The organism is Butyrivibrio sp. WCE2006 (assembly GCF_000701985.1).
GTDB lineage: Bacteria > Bacillota > Clostridia > Lachnospirales > Lachnospiraceae > Butyrivibrio.
This window is the reverse complement of the sequence record NZ_JNKH01000020.1, coordinates 15,698-34,571: the sequence shown is the minus strand read 5'-3', so window position 1 is coordinate 34,571 and position 18,874 is coordinate 15,698. Positions and strand designations below refer to the sequence as shown.

The window sequence follows — 18,874 nt, the reverse complement described above, 5'->3', positions numbered from 1 at the left end:
TCAAAAAGAGGTTCCGACTACTCGGAACCTCTGGTGTTTTTTATTCCTCTACTGGTGTTTTTACTCCTCTACTACCGTTTTAATATGAAGCTCTTCGAGCTGCTTATCAGTAACTTCTCCGGGAGCGCCCATCATAATATCCTGAGCGTTCTTGTTCATCGGGAACGGTATGATTTCTCTGATTGAATTCTCACCTGCAAGGAGCATTATCATACGGTCTACGCCGGGAGCAATACCTGCGTGCGGCGGAGCACCATAGCAGAATGCGTTATACATTGCAGGGAATTTTGCCTTAACATCCTCTTCTCCGAGACGAACCATCTCGAATGCCTTGATCATGATCTCAGGATCATGGTTTCGAACAGCGCCTGATGAAAGCTCAACGCCATTACATACAAGGTCATACTGATCAGCCATGATATCAAGAGGATCGATCTCGCCTCTCTCAGCCTTAAGAAGTGTCTCCATACCGCCTGAAGGCATTGAGAAAGGATTGTGGCAGAACTCAAGCTCGCCTGACTCCTCACCGATCTCATACATCGGGAAGTCCACGATCCAGCAGAATGAATACTGCTCTTTATCCATATGTCCGGGAACTGCTGCTCCGAAGGTCTTAACTACGACACCTGCTGTCTTCTGAGCCTGTCCAAGCTTACCTGAGCTAAGAACAATGAGATCTCCGCTCTTAAGTCCAAGGGCTGATATAACATCTTCCTTCTTATCCTGAACGAACTTAGCAATACCACCAACGATCTCGCCGTTCTCATCAAGTCTGAACCAGTAAGGCTTAGCACCTGCCTGAACCTCAACATCAGCGATTGTCTTGTCAATAAATTTACGGCTCTCCTTGAAATCAGAGATAACTACAGCCTTGATTCTAACGCCTGTCTCATCACCTGCGTTGAGAACACCTGAATTATCACCTGTCTCTGCTGCCTTCTCCTTGCTTGCAGCTGCTGCCTCTTCTGAAACAACGCTTGCAAAAGGACCAAATCCGCAATCCTTAAGAACCTCAGTAGCATCCTGAACAGTCAGGTCAATTCTAAGGTCAGGCTTATCTGAGCCATACTTTTCCATTGCTTCTCTGTAAGGAATACGTGCAAAAGGAGCACTTGAAGCTCTGTCATAAAGACCATATTTTGCAAAGATTGGAGGAAGCACATCCTCACAGATCTCGAATACATCTTCCTGAGATGCAAAAGCCATCTCCATATCCAGCTGATAGAACTCACCCGGACTTCTGTCTCCTCTGGCATCCTCATCGCGGAAGCAGGGAGCGATCTGGAAATAACGATCAATTCCTGAAGTCATGAGGAGCTGCTTGAACTGCTGAGGCGCCTGGGGAAGTGCATAGAACTTTCCGGGGTGCTTTCTTGCAGGAACAAGGTAATCTCTTGCTCCCTCAGGAGATGACACTGTAAGAATAGGTGTTGTGATTTCCATGAAGTCATGCTCAATCATTGACTTTCTAAGTGCAGCTATAACATTGCTGCGAAGAATAATATTCTTTTTAACCTCAGGATTTCTAAGGTCAAGATAACGATATTTAAGACGAGCTGATTCATCAGCTTCACGGCTTCTGTTGATTTCAAAAGGAAGCTCATTGTATCTGCAACGTCCGAGAACATCAATCTTCTCAGGTACTACTTCTATATCTCCGGTAGGGAGCTTGGGATTCTTGGAACTTCTCTCTCTGACTGTTCCTTCAACTGATATAGTTGACTCTTTATTGATTCCCTTAACGACCTTCATCATCTCTTCTGTCTCAATGACGATCTGAGTCGTTCCATAAAAATCCCTCAAAACCACAAAGCCAAGCTCTGATCCAACTTCACGCAGGTTCTCAAGCCAGCCCACAAGCTTAACTTTATTACCCACGTTCTCAATTCTGAGCTCACCACATGTATGTGTACGTGACTGCATTTTTAAATCTCCTTAAAACAAATCCAAAAGTTTTCTATTTTAATAGGTATTTCCTATAACTAAACATCAGAAATCATTTTAGCACAATTATTCACACTGTGTTAAAAAACTTTATCTGTTACATTGCTTCAGATTCATAGTTTATTGTGTAATCCTCGTGGCCTTCAATCTCATTCCACCTTTCGACAATTCGTTCAACAGGGGTATGCCCATTCTCTGCCGCTATATCCGTGAGAATAAGAATAACCTGATTCTTACCGTTCATGGCCATGACATCATTGCTTCTAAGGCTGGCAGTCAGAACCTCTATGAACTTTTCCATAACCTTTTCATCAACTTCTCCGCCATCATTTCTGGTCATTATAAACTGGCACAGATAGATATTAACTATGGTTCGCTTTGCCATTCTTGAGAAAAGCCTATATGCCATCTGCAGCTTATCAAAATCCACAAAATACGCTCCCTTTTTAGCGCCTCTCTCTTCAAGAATCATCTTTATACCTGCTACTCCCTGAGCATTAATCTCATCTCCCGCACCAATACCTGCATCTTTGTACATAAAATAGCCATGCTTGCCATTCTGCTTTACACTGTAAAGGGCCTTATCTGCCTTTCTGAAAAGCTCAGTAAAATCATTTCCTCCATCAATGGTAGAAACCGCTCCGATAGAAACTCCGAGAGGTATATTCATTTCATTACCCATGATATCTTCACCACTTTTCAAAATTTGTTCATTGAGGAACTTTTCCTTATCAGCAACCGCAGATTCATCACAGGTCCCCTGGATAAATGCCACAAATTCATCTCCGCCGATACGACCTATAAAATCTTTTTCTCTAAAGCATGATCTGACAAGCTCTGCAAACTTTGCCAGAACCTTATCACCCATCTCATGTCCAAAGACATCATTGACCAATTTAAAATTATCAAGGTCAATCATCATAAATATTCCGCTGGACTCTTTACAGATGTCTTCAAGGGCTATCTGTGTGTAGCGTTTATTCCAGAATCCGGTCATGGGGTCGATCCTGGCTTCATTCTGCCACCTTTCCATATTGTGAATTCCAACTCTGATATTTCCTATAAACCATCCAATGAAAAGTACAAACAAAGTACAAACAAATATCAAATATGCTTTAAAATATGGCCTTTCAAAAATCTGTGATTCCTTATAAACCTTGAATTTCTCTTCTCTTATTACGTTTTTACCTACAGAATTGTATACCTGAACATGAAGCACATAATCACCATATGGAAGATTTATGTAACTTAAGACTTTCATATCCTTTTGATAACAGGTTATACCTTCATCTTCAGCACCTTCTAAAAAAATGTGAACGAGAGGATTTGAAAGCGTAAAATTAAGTACTGCAATCTCGAAGGATACCCTTCCGGAAATAGCCGGAATGTAATAATCACCATTGGCGTCCGGTTCGATTTCCTTATTATTTGCAGTCAGCTTATTTATGGCAATTGTGTAATCTCTATCAACATAGTTAGGCTCATTAACCGCAATCCTTCTTACTCCATCTGTACAACACAGGTAAAGAAAACCATTTGCATATGAATTGAAGGAATTAGCGCTAAGTGATGAATATAATCCGCGGCCCTTATTCAAAAGAGTGTAATTATATTCTGTATTACTGATCAGATCAGCCTTTTTTACTATAAAAATTCCTGCACTGGAGGTTACCCATGCATTACCATAATCATCGAAAAAGACATCATAGTTGTTGTTATACGGAAAATTCGTAAGCTTGCTGACCTTATTATCCTTATAGTAATACAGAGCATTGCTTGTAACATAGATATACTCACCCACTCCACAGGGAATTACCTTCATTACAACCAGCGATTCCATCCCTTTTGCCTTGCCGTACTTATAGCGGATTTTGCCGTCACTGATGATTACTATTCCATCTCCATCAGTACCACAAATAAAATCTCCATCTTCTATTTCATGCATACTAAGAACCTGGGTTTTTAACCCCTGCTCTTCACCTACAGTTTTTGTTACAACTCCGTCTTCAATATAAGTAATTCCTGTAGTACTTGCAGCTATGATGGTCCCATTGGAAAGCTCAATCGCTAATCTGAAGCTATTTCCTTCGGTTTTCTTGTTTCTTTCGTTATAGGTTTCTATTCTGCCATCGGCTTTTACTTCTATAAGGCCATTTTTCCCATACGTACTGACCCACAGATTCCCGGAAGAATCCTCCATAATATCCCGGATTTTTACGTCATTAAAAAGCTCCGGATGGGCAATTGGCACTGAATAAAATGTTTTCAGATCAATTGTCAAAAGACCATCATTAGTTCCAACGTACAAAAGTCCGTTCCTTATCAAAGTGCAGTTTACAACAGCAGGCGGAACCTTTGCCCTGGCAAAAATATCCATGAAAGGATTCCAGGAGTATTTGGCTATGCCCTGCTTATTTGAGGAAAACCATACATTTCCCTGATAATCTACAGTAATATCACTGACTTCACCATTAAACTCTTTGGTGGACATGTTGGTAAATTTACCTTCATTAGTAATAAATCCGTTTCCATTACTAAGCGCACAGAAAAATCCATTATTCTGTTTGGAATAATAGAGCTTATTAAAATATTCATTATCGCTAATCGTATACTTCTTCCCACGCTCTATTCCATTATCACTGACCACTACCTGAATCAGATAATTTGAAGTTGTACCCGCCATAAATACGCCATGTTCCCCTGCTGCCACAGCGGCAAATTTCACATTCTCGTCATCAGTCTCGATCTTGCCAGCATACGTTTGATTTTTTATGAAAAAAAGTTCTCCGGTATTACTTACCCCTGCCATGATTCCATCTGAATTACAGGAAAGAGATCTCACACCGTAAAGCTTTTCCTTTGAAAAGACTTTTATCTTTCCTTCCTTGTCAATCATGCAAAGGTCAGTAGCAGTACCCACATAGATATTGCCATCATTATCTTCACTGATTTCTCTTACTGAATTTGATGAAAGGCCATCATCCTCCGTATAGAAGCTAATGGTTTTATCCTTGGGATGATAGCAGGCCAAACCACTGTCATTTGTCCCGATCCACAGATATCCGTTATGATCAACATAAAGACGCCGTGCATTACTGATTCGCTTATCCAGGTCAATCTGTTCAAATTCATAACCATTACATCTGTATACACCTGCATAAGTTCCCACCCATATATAGCCATCCTTTGTCTGAGCAATGGAATTTATTTCTACTGTCTCAAGACCATCCTCAGTATCATAAATCGTTGTAGCATACTCAGAGCTCATATCGATTGCTTTTGCATTAATTGAAAAGCTCAAACATGCAACAGGAAAAACGAGCCATAAAATCGACTTTATTCCGTAATTTCTTTTCCTTCTGTCCGTAAAAAAATGATACAGGTATATAGATCTTGATGCTATAACAACACTTAATGCCTTGTCCGGAATATCTACAAATGCTTCCCCAAGGAAGGAACATATTATCGGGACATTAATATCTCTGGAGATCATGTCGATAAGACCATCTCCCCATACATTTCCGGTTTTTCCACTATAAAAGATCATATTGAGGGGGGTAGAAAGAAAAACAGCTACAAAGCCTGCAAATACTGCTGTTGCCATAACTCTGAAAACTGTATAGTAGCTTGCTTTAGGATAGAATATCCCCACAGAAATACCAATGCCTACAGATACCAGCGCATAAGCCATAGTTATATAGCCATCACTCATTATTCCAAGAATAATATTCAGGGCAGCACCACAGATAGCACCACCAAGAGGCCCCAGTTGAATGGCCGCAATGAGAGTACCTATTGAATCAAGCCAGAATGGAAGTTCCACATGACTTGTAATGCTTCGTCCGCAAAGATTAATCGCAATACAGAATAATATAAGTAAATAGCTCTGCCAATGCTTCATCTTCTCCATTGACTGTTCCTCAAGAACAAACTATGCAACGCAGGTACAACAGAAAAATGGTATCTGCCATACCTGCCTGCAAAATGCTCTGCCAAAATCTATCGGTTGTAATGTCATAGTTTTACAATTAATTCTATCATTATGGCATTTGCCACTCAATGAAGCATATAGCAAGAAAGAATAAAGAAATAATAAACTTTTATTACAAACAGATGGCGCCTACAAGAGGAATTGTTACCACCGATAATAAAGTTGTAAGTGCAACTCCTCTGGATGCAGTATCCTCATCACCGCCGTAATACTGCGCAAGCATTGCACTCATGCTGGCAACAGGCGTTGCGATCATAACGAAGCATACCCCCAAAAGAATCTGGTCCTTAATAAAAATCCTAAGAATAGTTACTCCGATTATTGGAATAACAACGAGCTTTATCAATGAAAAAATCATTAGCTTATAGTCTTCAAACAGACTCTTAAGCTTCATTCCACCAAGTGCATAACCTATTACCATCATACTCATAGGAACAGTAAGCCCGCTGAGACTTGTGATCACATCTTCAATCGGCTCCGGCACATGGACATGTGACAAATACAAAATGAGGGAGATAAGTACTGATATAACTCCCACATTTATGATGTTTTTCCAGGAAAAGCTCTTATCGAAATCTATATCCTTGCCGCTTCTCATTGCTCTGATTCCATAGGTATAAATCAAAAGATTAAAAGGGAACTGGAAAAATGCTGCATATAAAAGTCCCACACTTCCATAGGTTGCAGATACAATAGGGAATCCCATAAATCCAATATTTGAAAAAATCGTCATTACCCTGTAGGTTCCAAAATATCGCTTATCAAGTTTTAATAAAAATGGAAGAAACAAGGATACAAGAATAAGCCCAAGATATATCATGACCGTAACCACGGCACAGGCTAACAGCTGCCTGTTTGTTACCACCTGCTCTTTATTTATTCCTGCAGAGAGAATAAAAGCCGGACTTGCAATATTTACTACAATTCCCGACATTCCTTTACTGACTTTATCATTCATAAGTCCTGTTTTTCTGCATATGATACCGACTGCCATAAGCATGAACAGAACAAACATCTGCTGTAATAAGATCATTTTCATATCCTCTAAAAAATTTTTAAAAATTATATCAACAAATAAAATCGCACACAATATCTTACTTTATCCGTCATTATATATCTATCCTACAAAGCTCGGAAATACCTCGCTAAATATTTTAAAATAAGAATTTTGCTTGCAAAATTCTCGCGCCGAGCGCGGTTGCTACAAGCAACATATTCCTATCGCGCGAGTGCGCATCCTCACGGAGTGTTTTTATCTTATAGGAAATCCGGAGGAATTTCCTGTAAGATAAAAAAACAGAATCAATCGACATTAAATCGACTGATTCTGCTTTCTTTGCTAAATCATAATTGATCTGTGGCAGTCCCTTAAGCTGTAGTTAATCCGAAAATACCGTTTATTGTTTTTTCATAGCTTACTCATATGCTTCAATTGAATCTGCAGGTCCTGTAAGTGTCTTACCATTTTCGTCTATAGTAAGTTTATAATACTTGCCGGATCCGGCGTATCCTGAAGGTGCTGCACTCTCATACAGGTAGTAGTAGCCATAAGGAAGATCTGCAATGAAGAATCCTCCTGCTGCACCGGATGACAGATTCTTCTTATAGTATGATCTGTCAGGTCTTACTATATCGAAAGTAGCACCTGTCAGCGGCAGGCCTGTCGATGCCTCTTTCTTGAGAACAATCCTTTCATTCTTCTTTGAAATATTCATAATGCCGTATTCTTTAACATCCAGCGTCTCATCTGCTGTTGTAGCATCCTTCATTCTCTGAATCCTGAATTCCTCATTCTCCTCAAGTGTTATTCCTGCATCAGATGCCGCATCAGTACCTACAACGATCCTGTAAATGCACTGCTTTTGCTCATCATTTTCAACTTCGACACCATAGTCCGCATGCTCTGTATTATCGAAAGTATATCCCTCAGGAGCCTTAACCTCCTTCATGAAATATGTTCCTGCAGGAATCTCGAATTTAACCTCACCCTCGTCATCCTGAGTAGCATATGGTTTCTGCTCCTTTACTTCATTTGAGCCGGTTCCTGTTGTAATTGTCAAAGTTGCAATTTTATCATCAGTATCATCGAAAGTAGTACCCGCTTCAGTATCTGTCACGACAGCATTCAAAGCATCATCAAAAGTCTCGTACAAAGCAAACCATGCTTCAGTTGCTTCTCCTTCATTTTTAATCACATTTCCGAAAGCATCGATTTTCTTAAAGTCTATCTCTGCTCCGTTGGAGTTAATGATGTATACCTTGAATTCCTTTTCTCCGTTTACACGCTCTTCTTTTACCTTTACATGTACTCTGTCGTCAGAGGTGATCTTGCCATCATCATCACCTGATATGGTAATAGTAATGTCATCTTCAAGCTTCATGAATCCCGACTCTACCCAGGTCTCTGTAAGCTTGTACTCACCTACATACATCTTGGTATTAAGCATATTGGGTCTTGGATAAAATACACCCGTTGTCTGATTAGGATACAACAAGGTTCCAAGTACACTGCTATCGTGTGAAAGTGTAAAGAATGCCTCTACTCCGGGTTCCTCATTTCCATCTACCTTGTAGAAGGTAACCTTGTAGGATTTAAGAGTATTCTTAAACTTAACTGTTAGCTCATCCTGTTTAGGCACTTTGAATGTAAATGAGTTTTCTGTCTCATCAAAAGTTCCATCAATTGTCGCTGTTAATGAGCTTGCTGTTACTTCTGTTTCATATATATCCTCTGCATCCTCTTCCTCTTTTATAACAAGATCTACGCCCACAGGCACTTTTCTGATGTAGGTATATGACCCGCTTGTTACTGTAAAGTCGTCAAGATTATACTCAGCCTCGTCGTTGCTCACTTCATCGTTGTTCACTTCATCGTTGTTCACTTCATCACGAACTATATATGATGCATGGAAATTGAAATTAGTTAATACAGGGCTTTCACTTTCAGTTACAAGCTCCTTTTCAACCTTAACATCAACTGTCTGTCTCTCATTTGTGAAGATGGCTGTACCACCCGCATCGGAGTCACGCCATGTTATCGTCCTGCTAGTTGATGATGGTGTTATTGACCCTTGAGTTATCTCAGCAGCTACAGCAACAGAGGTATCGTAGTAGTCCTGAGTATAGTCAGCTTCCTCAACAATATAGTCCACACCGGGAGTATTATAATTTACTTCTACATTACTAGTACCCTCCCAATAAAGTACTTCAGACTCTCCTACTTGAACATCATTCTCATTATATTTTGTAACAGTTGATCTGAGATACGGACGTCTTCCAGCATTACCTCCCTGACGATATTGTCCGACAAACTTCTCTGAGAATATTTTTAGATATTCTCCACTTTTAAGAAGCATCTGCACAGTACAATTTGGTGTATTCGTACTGGAAGGTTTCGTTATATTTTCGCCACTTACAGATAGATAATTACCACCATTAGTTGGTTTACACATTCCGGAAAACGAAACAGTAAATTTAAATTTTTTAGTTAAATCTCCGGGAACAATTACTTCCTTGTATGCATATACGGTCGATGCTTCTGCACGAGCTTCCCAAACAGCATACAAATCCTTAATTATCTCTGTTCCGAAAAATGCATCCAGATCGCTAATCGTATAGTTATTAGCTGATGAGTAATCCGGTGTCGTTGCATTATTGGTTCTGGCCCAGCCCTTAAACTGATAACCAAGTCTTGTATTTGTTGTTGGCAGAATCGTACTTACTTCATCATTAGCAAGATAAAGCTCATGTGTTTCATCATCTCCATAATTATCATGAAGTACTATCGTTCTATCATGCTGCTTGGATGTAAACGTTACTGTTATACCTGTAGCATCTACTATCGGAGTTTCTGTAAATTCAAATTCTTCACCGTTTTCAACAAATCCTTCTGATGGATTGTTAGCAGCATCGCTCTCCCACCAAAGCATTGTTCCTCGACCCAGAGTATTTATTCCGCTGATTTTTATGTTTTTCCCTGCGCCATATGGAATAGCAAGTTTTAATGTTTCACCTTCTGCAACAGTAATATTATTGAGATTAGCTATCGGAGTGCGGTCGTATATACCGTTTTTAACATTTAAAACCTGTAATGCTGTACTATCTGTAGAGCTAAGACCAAATGTTACATCTCCCTTATTTGTATTGTTTACAAAGTTAAGATAAACAAGTGGCTCCCATACAGCATAGATTGTTTTTGCATCAGTCCTCTGTACTGTGATCAATGCATCTGCAGGATAAGTTGCTATATAATCTCCTTCGTCACTGCTATCATCAAATCCCAGCAGCAAATATCCATTTTCATGGGCAAAATAGTTCTTAGAGTCAGTAAGATTATTTCCTGCTGCATCCGTCTGGAGATTTGTCGCATATCTATGAAGATGAATCTCTGCATTTGACTGTATATCACCAAATTCTATGAACTCAGTATCTCCGGTCGGTGTAGAAACTGTGGCTGAAACATTTCCTACTCCCTCCCATGTATCACTAAGATCAGTATTGGTGGTAAGTTCATTCGTTCCATCAAGTGTAATAAATCCTGTGTTGGCATCAAGTGTCAGATTCGCAATATGAGGTCTTCTATAAGAGGCATCCCTTTGTTCATAATATGCCTGCATATAAATCTTTCCCTGGCTATCTGCATATTCTGCCTTGATTATGAATTCATCACCGGGATCATAGTACACATTATTCTCAAGAGGAGTAAATACTTCATTACCTTGTCCATCTACAGTTCTGCTTACAAGTCTCCATCCTCTGAAAATATAATCTTCACTTTCTTGTCCATTTGCAGTTATTCCTGTTGGTTGTTGTAAAATCTCTGTCTCAGCACCATCTGCATAATTGGAATCTGTTACTGCAGGATCTCTCCACTGTGTAAGCTCACCATTTATACTTACAGTTGATTCTCCATCCTGAGCATTGAATTGAGGATTATATTCGACAGAATATCCTCCGTCCAGTCTCCAGAATCCTTTGATTGTAAACGGCTCTCTGACAGGCTGCGTGAAATCATAGGGCATGTTTCCTGGATTTCCCTGAGAATCAAGTTTATACCATCCCAGGAACTGATAATTTTCACCCGGATATTTTTCTCTATACTTCTGAGATGAAACATATATACTCTTCCAAGCTTCCTTACCTAAAACAGTAGTACCTGTAATATAGCCTCCCTCAACATTGGCTGTTGTCCAGTCATAATAGAAGTTATAGTACTCATCTATTTCAGGTTCAGTAATATACAAAGCATTTCGAAGATCACTGGGTAGTCCGCTACCATCATTTTCGTTATACTGCGTATTCAGATAATAATAGATTGTGCCTGTATATGTCGCAGCTGCAGCATCACTTATAGGAACATAATTTCTGTGTAGATCATACTCGCTGATCACAGTTCCATAAGTAGCATTAACATAAGTAGCCTGACTTCGATTATATCCACTACCATTATTTCGGAACGGACGAATCTGTTCATATCCCTGATATCCACCATTCTGATAGATTCCATGATCCACGTGGTCAATCTCACCACCATTAGGATCAATCATAATTCTATATCTTAAAGGAGACCACTTAGCATAGATAATCTTATTAGCAGAAGGCATAGTCTGGTTAAAGTTAAATGGTTTTGTTCCTGTCTTATCTTCAAACCACCCGTCAAATGTGTAATTCTCAGGAATATTTGGCTCAAAGTAATCAGGACCATTACTGGAGAATCTGCTAAAGTTATCTCCAAACAGTACTGTGTATTCCTTATCGGTACTTGGTCCCGAAGGGAATGTCAGACTTACATCATTTGGATAATTTACGTTCATCGTTAACGTATAACTATTTCTTGTGTGATAAACGTAAAATGGTGTATTAAGACTTGCACTACTTCCGACCGAGATATTATGTGTTCCTCCAGAAGTCACAAATCCTTCAGCCGTTGTAGAGTACGATTTTACAGTAAATCCATCAAATTTGTTTGTGAAATTGAAGTTAACCTGGCTTGAAGTTCCAGAATATAAAGCTGTCTCTCTGTCATCCTGAGTATATGATCCATCCAGCTGCTGTCTGTAATGATAGATAGCCCTTGTTCCTGCATCTCCCCGATAATACAGATTATATGGATTACTGGTCTGAGTAAAGGCATATAGCATGGTTTGTCCTGTTCCGCTGCCGCTACTACTCTCATTCCAGGAATACATAGAAACTGTATCCCAGCTATATCCGTTCTGAGCAAAAGTCTGTCCATATAATCCTGTCCATTGCAAACTTGTTACACTTGTTCTTGTATATCTCCTTCCTTCATAGATTTGTTCATTATTATTAGCGTCTATATATCTGTATTCATAACCATTAGTCCTTGTAAGTTGTATATATACACCATTTATATTTGCATACTGTGTACCATTAGTGCTGGTGGTTGGAGTATAGTTATTTCCGTTCCTTATATAGCGCGTTCCTGTATAAACCGATCCATTTTCACGAGAATACACAGCACCGTTGTATGGATTTGAGTAGGTTCCCCACCAAGATCTTGATCTATACCAGTTTCCATTTGAATAATATATCTGTACGTATTCATTATTATAGATACCATAATGACTAGCGTCTCCCTCTGCCGGTGTTCCGGTATACAAGATATAATTGTACGGAATAGTAAACACATAAACTGAGGTATATGTTAACGGAACATATTCTCCATCCACATATCCATACAGATTATTTCCTGTCTGCGCAGTTGTCTCACTATATGTATAATTTGTTGTTCCACCAGGTATGTTAACAAAGTTTATGGTCATCAGATCACGGTCATAATACACGTTAACAACTGAGGTTCCGTCACTGGCAAGCCTGCTTGTGCTCATATCACATCTTGCATAGTGGAAACCGGTATAGGTGTATGCTTTATAAGCAGCTATATCGAGCTGATCCAATGTGCTGGAAGACCTGCCGGGAATATTTAAGAATGAATCCTGATAATCATAGGTCTTCTGATCAGCAGTCGCAGTTTTACTATCAGTTATTTTCTGCTTCCAGATAATAACTTTATATGTTGTATCAGCATACTCCTGCCACAACGCATACAGAGTAAGGGAGTCGAGTTCTTTGTACAGATAGAGTTTTCCGTCAACTATCTTATACAGAACCGTAGTCCCGTCTGTATCATATTTTGTATAGTTATTTACCAGCGATCCGTCTGCATTTGCGATCTTCACCGCACCGTTAGCGAGGTTAGTAATATTACCTTCATTATCCAGTGTCGCATCAGCATACCATCCCATGAAATCATATCCGCTTCTGACAGCTTCAGTGTTTCCGGGAAGTGAGGAAATATAATAACTGTTTTCCGAGTCACTTGTAAGTATGTACTGCGCAGGTATGTACTTGGCGTTGTTACCGCTCTTACCGGTGTTGAAGTTAATCCATCTTGCCTCAGCAAAAACAGGGTATAGATCAATACGCTCATCTATAAAATCAGATTTATTGAAAGTAACGAAATATCCACTGGTGCTTCCGGGGCTGTTGACCTCTTCACCTGTAGTTGCATCTACGGAATAATAGCAATCCTTTGTTTCATAAGTCGGCGTAGCTGTTTCCCATCCTGCAAATACCTTTCTGGTAGAATCAGTACTTGATGCCTTTACATCACCTATATGAACCGTTACGCTTTCATCGTTTCCAAGAACGACAAGTCTTCTAAGCTGAATACTGTTTCTAAGAGTCGAATCCTCCTTAGTTCCAATATGGAAGTTGATAAAGTAATAATCTTCATATACAGGAGCAAGATAAACATGACAGCATCCATCATCCTCAAGCACACCTGTACCTGAGACTCCGTTCATTGTCCATGTGATATTTTCTCCAACTCTTCCATTTGTTGGCGGAGTAATGGAAATCGGCTTATCAAACAAAATCTGATCAGGATCATCAGTCCATGTATATCTTACCTGACCGTTATCTGAAGAATCAAAATTGACAACATACCATCCAAAGAAGTACTGTTCAACAGATTTTCCATTAACCTCAATAGTTTTGTTTGGAGGATTCTTAACGCTCTCAAGCGTCTCTCCATTTTTGATGATTTCAGTTGTCTGAAGTGTTCCCGCTTTGTTAGCGAATGAGTACGGAGCTGCACTGAAAAGCCCACTTCCTATATTCGTTGTTTCACCATCTAAGAAATGGAATTCAACACGGGGAGTTTTAACTTCTCCATCTCCAACGTGGCCGATGATTACATAAACGGAAAAGCTGTCTGCACCAAAGGTTACAGCTTCTTCATCAACTGCACAGTCAACGATCTCTGTACTGTCTCCAAAGTGAACAACAGACATCTCTCTATCCGCATTCACATCATCCTGCATAAGTTTGATTGAAACAGAAACGTCTTTACTTGGCTGATAGTGTTCTTCTGTTTCCGGATTGAAGAAGTATATATCAAAAGCTCGCGCGAACCATATTTCTTCATCAGAAGAATCAAGTTCACCCATACATTCATCCATATATCCCTTGTAATCATCAGAATCCTGAAGAATTTCATTAACTATAAGCTCTGCTCCGGCAGGAATTCCTGAAGCATTATCATAGTCAACAGTAATCTCATAAACGTTTCCGTCAGATGCCTTTACCTGCTTCTGCATTACAGGCTGAACAAGGACATAGACAGAGAAACCATCAGCATCAAAGCTGACTGTTTCAGCAGCTTCATTGACAGTAGTTACCTCTTCTTTCTGTTCTTCTCCTTGTTCTTCTTCCTCTTTTTCATTTGTTACTGTTGTCTCTATTACCTGAGGCTCATCTTCTTTCATATGGACTGCAGAAATCACATCATCCACATACAGTTCATTGTTTTCGTAGAGCTTCTCTGCCTTGATCTCAACACGGACAGGCGCTTTGGGCTGTATTTCTTCGCCGTCATAGACAATTGAAATATCGATAGCCTTAAAGCTTGCGATTTCTTCAGGCACAAGTTCCAGTGCCTCCGCAGCATCAGAAGTAAGCTTATCATAATCGTAATCTTCGCTATCACTGGCAATATCAACAAGCCTTATCTCTGCACCTTCAGGGATATCGGCATCGGCGTTATAATATATTGTTATTCCATGCTCTTCATCTGTTAAGGAGAATTCTTCGAGGCTCTCAGCTTCTTCAGGATTTTCCTCCTCCATCTCCTTAAGATTCTTCTCTGCCTCCTCTATAGCTTCTTTTTGTTTCTTTTCTATGTCGCTCTCTTTGTTGTTCTGAGCAGGAGTGTTTTCTGCAGGAGTCTTTTCATCTCCTTCAGATACTGTTTTTTCTTCGGTTTTTACATCAGAGTTTGTATCCTGCTGAGGCTCATTTATTTCAGTCTGTTCCCCTGATGCAGCAGCATTGTTTTTGCCTTCACTTTCATTAGAAGAATTATCTGTTCCGGCATTCTCCTGTTCCTTTGTGGTATCCCCTGTTTCTTCAGTATTGTTATCTACTGCTTCTGCGCTTTCAGGATTTTCGCTAGTATTTGAATTCTGTTCGCCTGCATCATCAGAAGGCTGGTTACTCTCATTGTTCTCCGAAGCTTCTGTACTCTCGCCGCTTTCTGAAGTTTCTTCAGCCGGAGCAGTTTCACCTGATGTAGCATTTTCTTCAGGAGCTGCACTTTCCCCTGATTCGCTGCTGTCTGCTGCTTCCGCATTCTCTGTTGCTGCTGCAGCTGCTGAATCATCATTTGCCTGTGCAGGTTCTTCCTGGCTGCTCTCTGCTACCGCTGCATTACTTTCATCCGGTGCAGTGCTATCTGTAGTAATAGGATCTGTAATAACCGCTTCAGCAAGCGCTCTTATGTACTCATTATTTCCAAGGCTACTTGCCATAGCCTTTATTACTTCAAAAGGTGAAAAGCTTTCAAAGCTGCCCTTTTTATTAAACGCACCTAAATTGTTACTTGCATTGTTTATTATGTTAGTTTCCGGTCTTGGCCAGTCTCCGTGATGCTCATAGGCAAAGAATAAGTAGTCCGTGGGCTGGGTAGGATCATAGCTCTCATTCGCGAGTTCATAAGCGAATTTCATGGGATATTGAGCAGGTAATCCTTCATCATACTTTTTGGTCAGTTCCTCTCTGCCCTGGAATTGATTTCCGGCTACCATTACGCTGTTATTGTAGGTATATGCAGATCTGTCCTCTATACCATCTGCTTCCTTTATACTGTCTATTGCCTTTATTCCATCGGGATTTTCATCAGTGCCACCAATACCGAGAACATACTTATCATCTGCTTTATTTATGATCTCGAAATAGTAATCGTTAGAAGGTGATATGGATCCGCTTCCGATAAAGCCTCCCGCCTGGGCAGATGTTTCCCCTTCAAATATCACCATTCCTGTTGCATAACAATTAGTAGCATTTCCACCTGCGGAAGTGCCAATAAATCCACCTCTTGTGGCTCCCTTTGCAGAGCAGGTTGAGTAACTGTTAGATACTGTACTTCCTGTGGATGATCCGATAAATCCTCCTGCTGCACCGGTGGAAACAACATTTATTCTTCCCGGAGTTGCATGATCCTCAACGCTGCTGTATTTTCCTCCATCTATGGTATGACCGCCTGCATAGCATTTATTTATCGTTGTTCCATTTGAAGCGCCGATGAATCCACCTGCTGCCGTACCGCCTTCCACATACATGGCTGTTCCGCATCCGGTTATACTTCCGCCTTCAGTAGCGCCGATAAATCCGCCAACATTACCTGATCCCTGGATGATAATATCGTTGTCAAACTGCGCCTCGTTATAAGACAAAGCATCTGATATTTCACATCCATTCATACTTCCGGCAAAGCTGCCTGCTCCGCCTGCAGAATTAACCTTAACATTTCTGACTACGGATCCCTTGACAGTTCCTGCCTCCAATGAGCCCGCAAAACCGCCTGCGTAAGCACTACTGTTACTCTGAGAACCTATGTAGTTGTCAAATTTATCTTCGCCAAATACAAGGACATTATTTACTTCACAGCTCTTTATTTTTCCTGCAAAACCACCTGTGTTTCCATTTGAAGTAACCAGAAGATTTTTTACTACGCAGCCATCTATGGCGCCGCCTTCTATTTCACCGATTAGTCCGCCTGTACTGTCTGATCCGGTTATACTCTTACTTACTGCATCTTCTTTCTTATTATAGGCAAATACATTCTTAACCACTGAAGTGCCTGTAAGTTTTCCTGCAAGCATACCCGTAGCCTGGTTAACTTCATTGTTTTTAAGTTCAAAGTTTCTAAGAACCAGATTTGCTATGGTGATATCAGGCTGATTCCCAAAGAGTCCGATATTTCTGTTAGTTCCCACAAGGGCATATGAATCTTCAGTATCTACCTTGATGCCTTCTATCACATGGAACAGATTACCGGATGCCTCTTCTGCATCATTTCCTGCCTGAGGATCAACAGCTGTAACACTGTCAGCAGAGCTGATCACGATTCCTGCCAGCTGATCAATATATGGTGAATTTGTATTAAGCTCAATTCTTTCTCCTGTGAATGACTTGAGTTCATTATTGGATATCGGAGTAAAGTTTCTGACATTGCCATTATATTTGTTAGCATCCTCGGACCAGTTTATATCCTCTGCAAGAACTGCTGCTATCTTAGTGCTGGCTGAACCGCCGTCTGCAGCTGCTGCCGTTGCTTTTGCATAATCAAAATCAAGATTCTGTAAGTGTCTGGGGTAAATAATCTCAGCAACGCTGTAATTATTCTTATAATCAAAGTCGCCGAATAAGCTGTTTTCTGTATTTGAAACAGCACTTGCACTTCTGGTCTGCTGTGAGAGTCCATTAGCAGAATCAGAATCCCATACTTTTATGGATATACTGATATCCTGTCCGGGCTTAATCTCGCCTCCATGGCCTTCTACGGGAATTCCTTCAGCAAGAAGATCACTTAATCTATAATCCTTATCAAGCGAATCCAGTTTTATATATCCAATAAGTCCATAGGTATCCGCTGAGTTTGAAACATCGCCAAACCAGTTTGCCTGAAGACTTCCATCATTAACAGTATGCCTCTGACCTGACCCCGCTCCAGCTCCTGTCATGTTAAGGTAATTGTTATCAGGTCCGCCCTGATAGTTCTGCCATACAATCTCTCTTCCTGTAATGTTAAGTTCTGTGTATGTCTCGTTTTCTCCGGTTCCTGTCTTAGGACCACTCACCGTAAGTTTGTAGGTAAGGTTTGTTAAAAGATCCTTTGTCTCCTTATCAACAGTGATCTTTACTATACCTAGAAGATCTCTTCCGTTTACGATCCATGCACCTGCAGATAATCCGCTATCAGACTTAGCACCAAGAGCACCATTATCACCCTCAGCATAATAACCTACATACCCCTTGTATGCGTCTATTCTATCCTGAGCAGTTCCTCTTACAGGCGCACCGCTTCCCTGGCCTGTAAGACCTGCAAGGGATGTTCCACCTTTATCCGGGGTATCGCTTAGAATTACAGCATATACATCAAGACTTATGGGATCATACTCAATAATTACATTGGATCCGCCAACTTCAGAGCTAAGGGTATTATCCTTGAAAACAATACTTCCGGAATCATCAGAAGTAACATAACCAAGCTCTTTACCGTTATAATCAAATTTATTTCCGTTATACAGCTCATCCACAACTGATACTGTTACAGTCTTTCCATCCTTGGTAATCTCTTCTTCAACTTTTTCCTGAGTTACAAAGAGCTCCATCATCCGGCTCTGAGCAGCATAGTAAACAGCCTCAGCTCTTTTATCAAGGTGAGACTGTCTCGTATTTCTTATTATTCTTGTGCCGGCAATAACACCGACAGCCATCAAAATCAGGAGAATTCCAAGTGCAATCAGAATCTCTGCAAGAGTAAAGCCGGATATAGCTTTATTACGACCTTTTCTAGAAGTCCCCATAGTATTCACTTTAATCATACCCCTCATCTCCCAAGTCTTAAAATTT

4 protein-coding genes are annotated in these 18,874 nt (G+C 40.3%); all 4 read right to left on the bottom strand.

The genetic code is table 11. The annotated features are described in order from the left end of the window. Window positions 1-60: 60 nt before the first annotated feature. The 4 genes from aspS to T501_RS12640 all read right to left on the bottom strand — a co-directional run bounded on the left by aspS (window position 61) and on the right by T501_RS12640 (window position 18,846). Window positions 61-1,923, bottom strand: a complete 1,863-nt coding sequence (aspS, locus tag T501_RS12655; RefSeq protein WP_044915183.1) for an aspartate--tRNA ligase — start codon at window positions 1,921-1,923, stop codon at window positions 61-63. Window positions 1,924-2,041: 118 nt separating this feature from the next. Continuing rightward, the gene (locus tag T501_RS12650) at window positions 2,042-5,854 is read right to left on the bottom strand and encodes a diguanylate cyclase (RefSeq protein WP_044915182.1); all 3,813 of its coding nucleotides are present in this window, start codon (window positions 5,852-5,854) and stop codon (window positions 2,042-2,044) included. 193 nt (window positions 5,855-6,047) lie between these two features. Next, on the bottom strand, window positions 6,048-6,968 hold the full coding sequence (locus tag T501_RS12645; RefSeq protein ID WP_044915181.1) for an AEC family transporter: 921 nt from the start codon (window positions 6,966-6,968) through the stop codon (window positions 6,048-6,050). Window positions 6,969-7,350: 382 nt separating this feature from the next. Continuing rightward, complete coding sequence (locus T501_RS12640) at window positions 7,351-18,846, bottom strand: SpaA isopeptide-forming pilin-related protein (protein WP_044915180.1); 11,496 nt, start codon at window positions 18,844-18,846, stop codon at window positions 7,351-7,353. Window positions 18,847-18,874: the final 28 nt, after the last annotated feature.

What these genes read in the sequence shown, in the direction of transcription:
- aspS (WP_044915183.1), bottom strand. Translation starts at nt 1,923, where the DNA reads ATGCAGTCACGTACACATACATGTGGTGAGCTCAGAATTGAGAACGTG.
- T501_RS12650 (WP_044915182.1), bottom strand. Translation starts at nt 5,854, where the DNA reads ATGGAGAAGATGAAGCATTGGCAGAGCTATTTACTTATATTATTCTGT.
- T501_RS12645 (WP_044915181.1), bottom strand. Translation starts at nt 6,968, where the DNA reads ATGATCTTATTACAGCAGATGTTTGTTCTGTTCATGCTTATGGCAGTC.
- T501_RS12640 (WP_044915180.1), bottom strand. Translation starts at nt 18,846, where the DNA reads ATGATTAAAGTGAATACTATGGGGACTTCTAGAAAAGGTCGTAATAAA.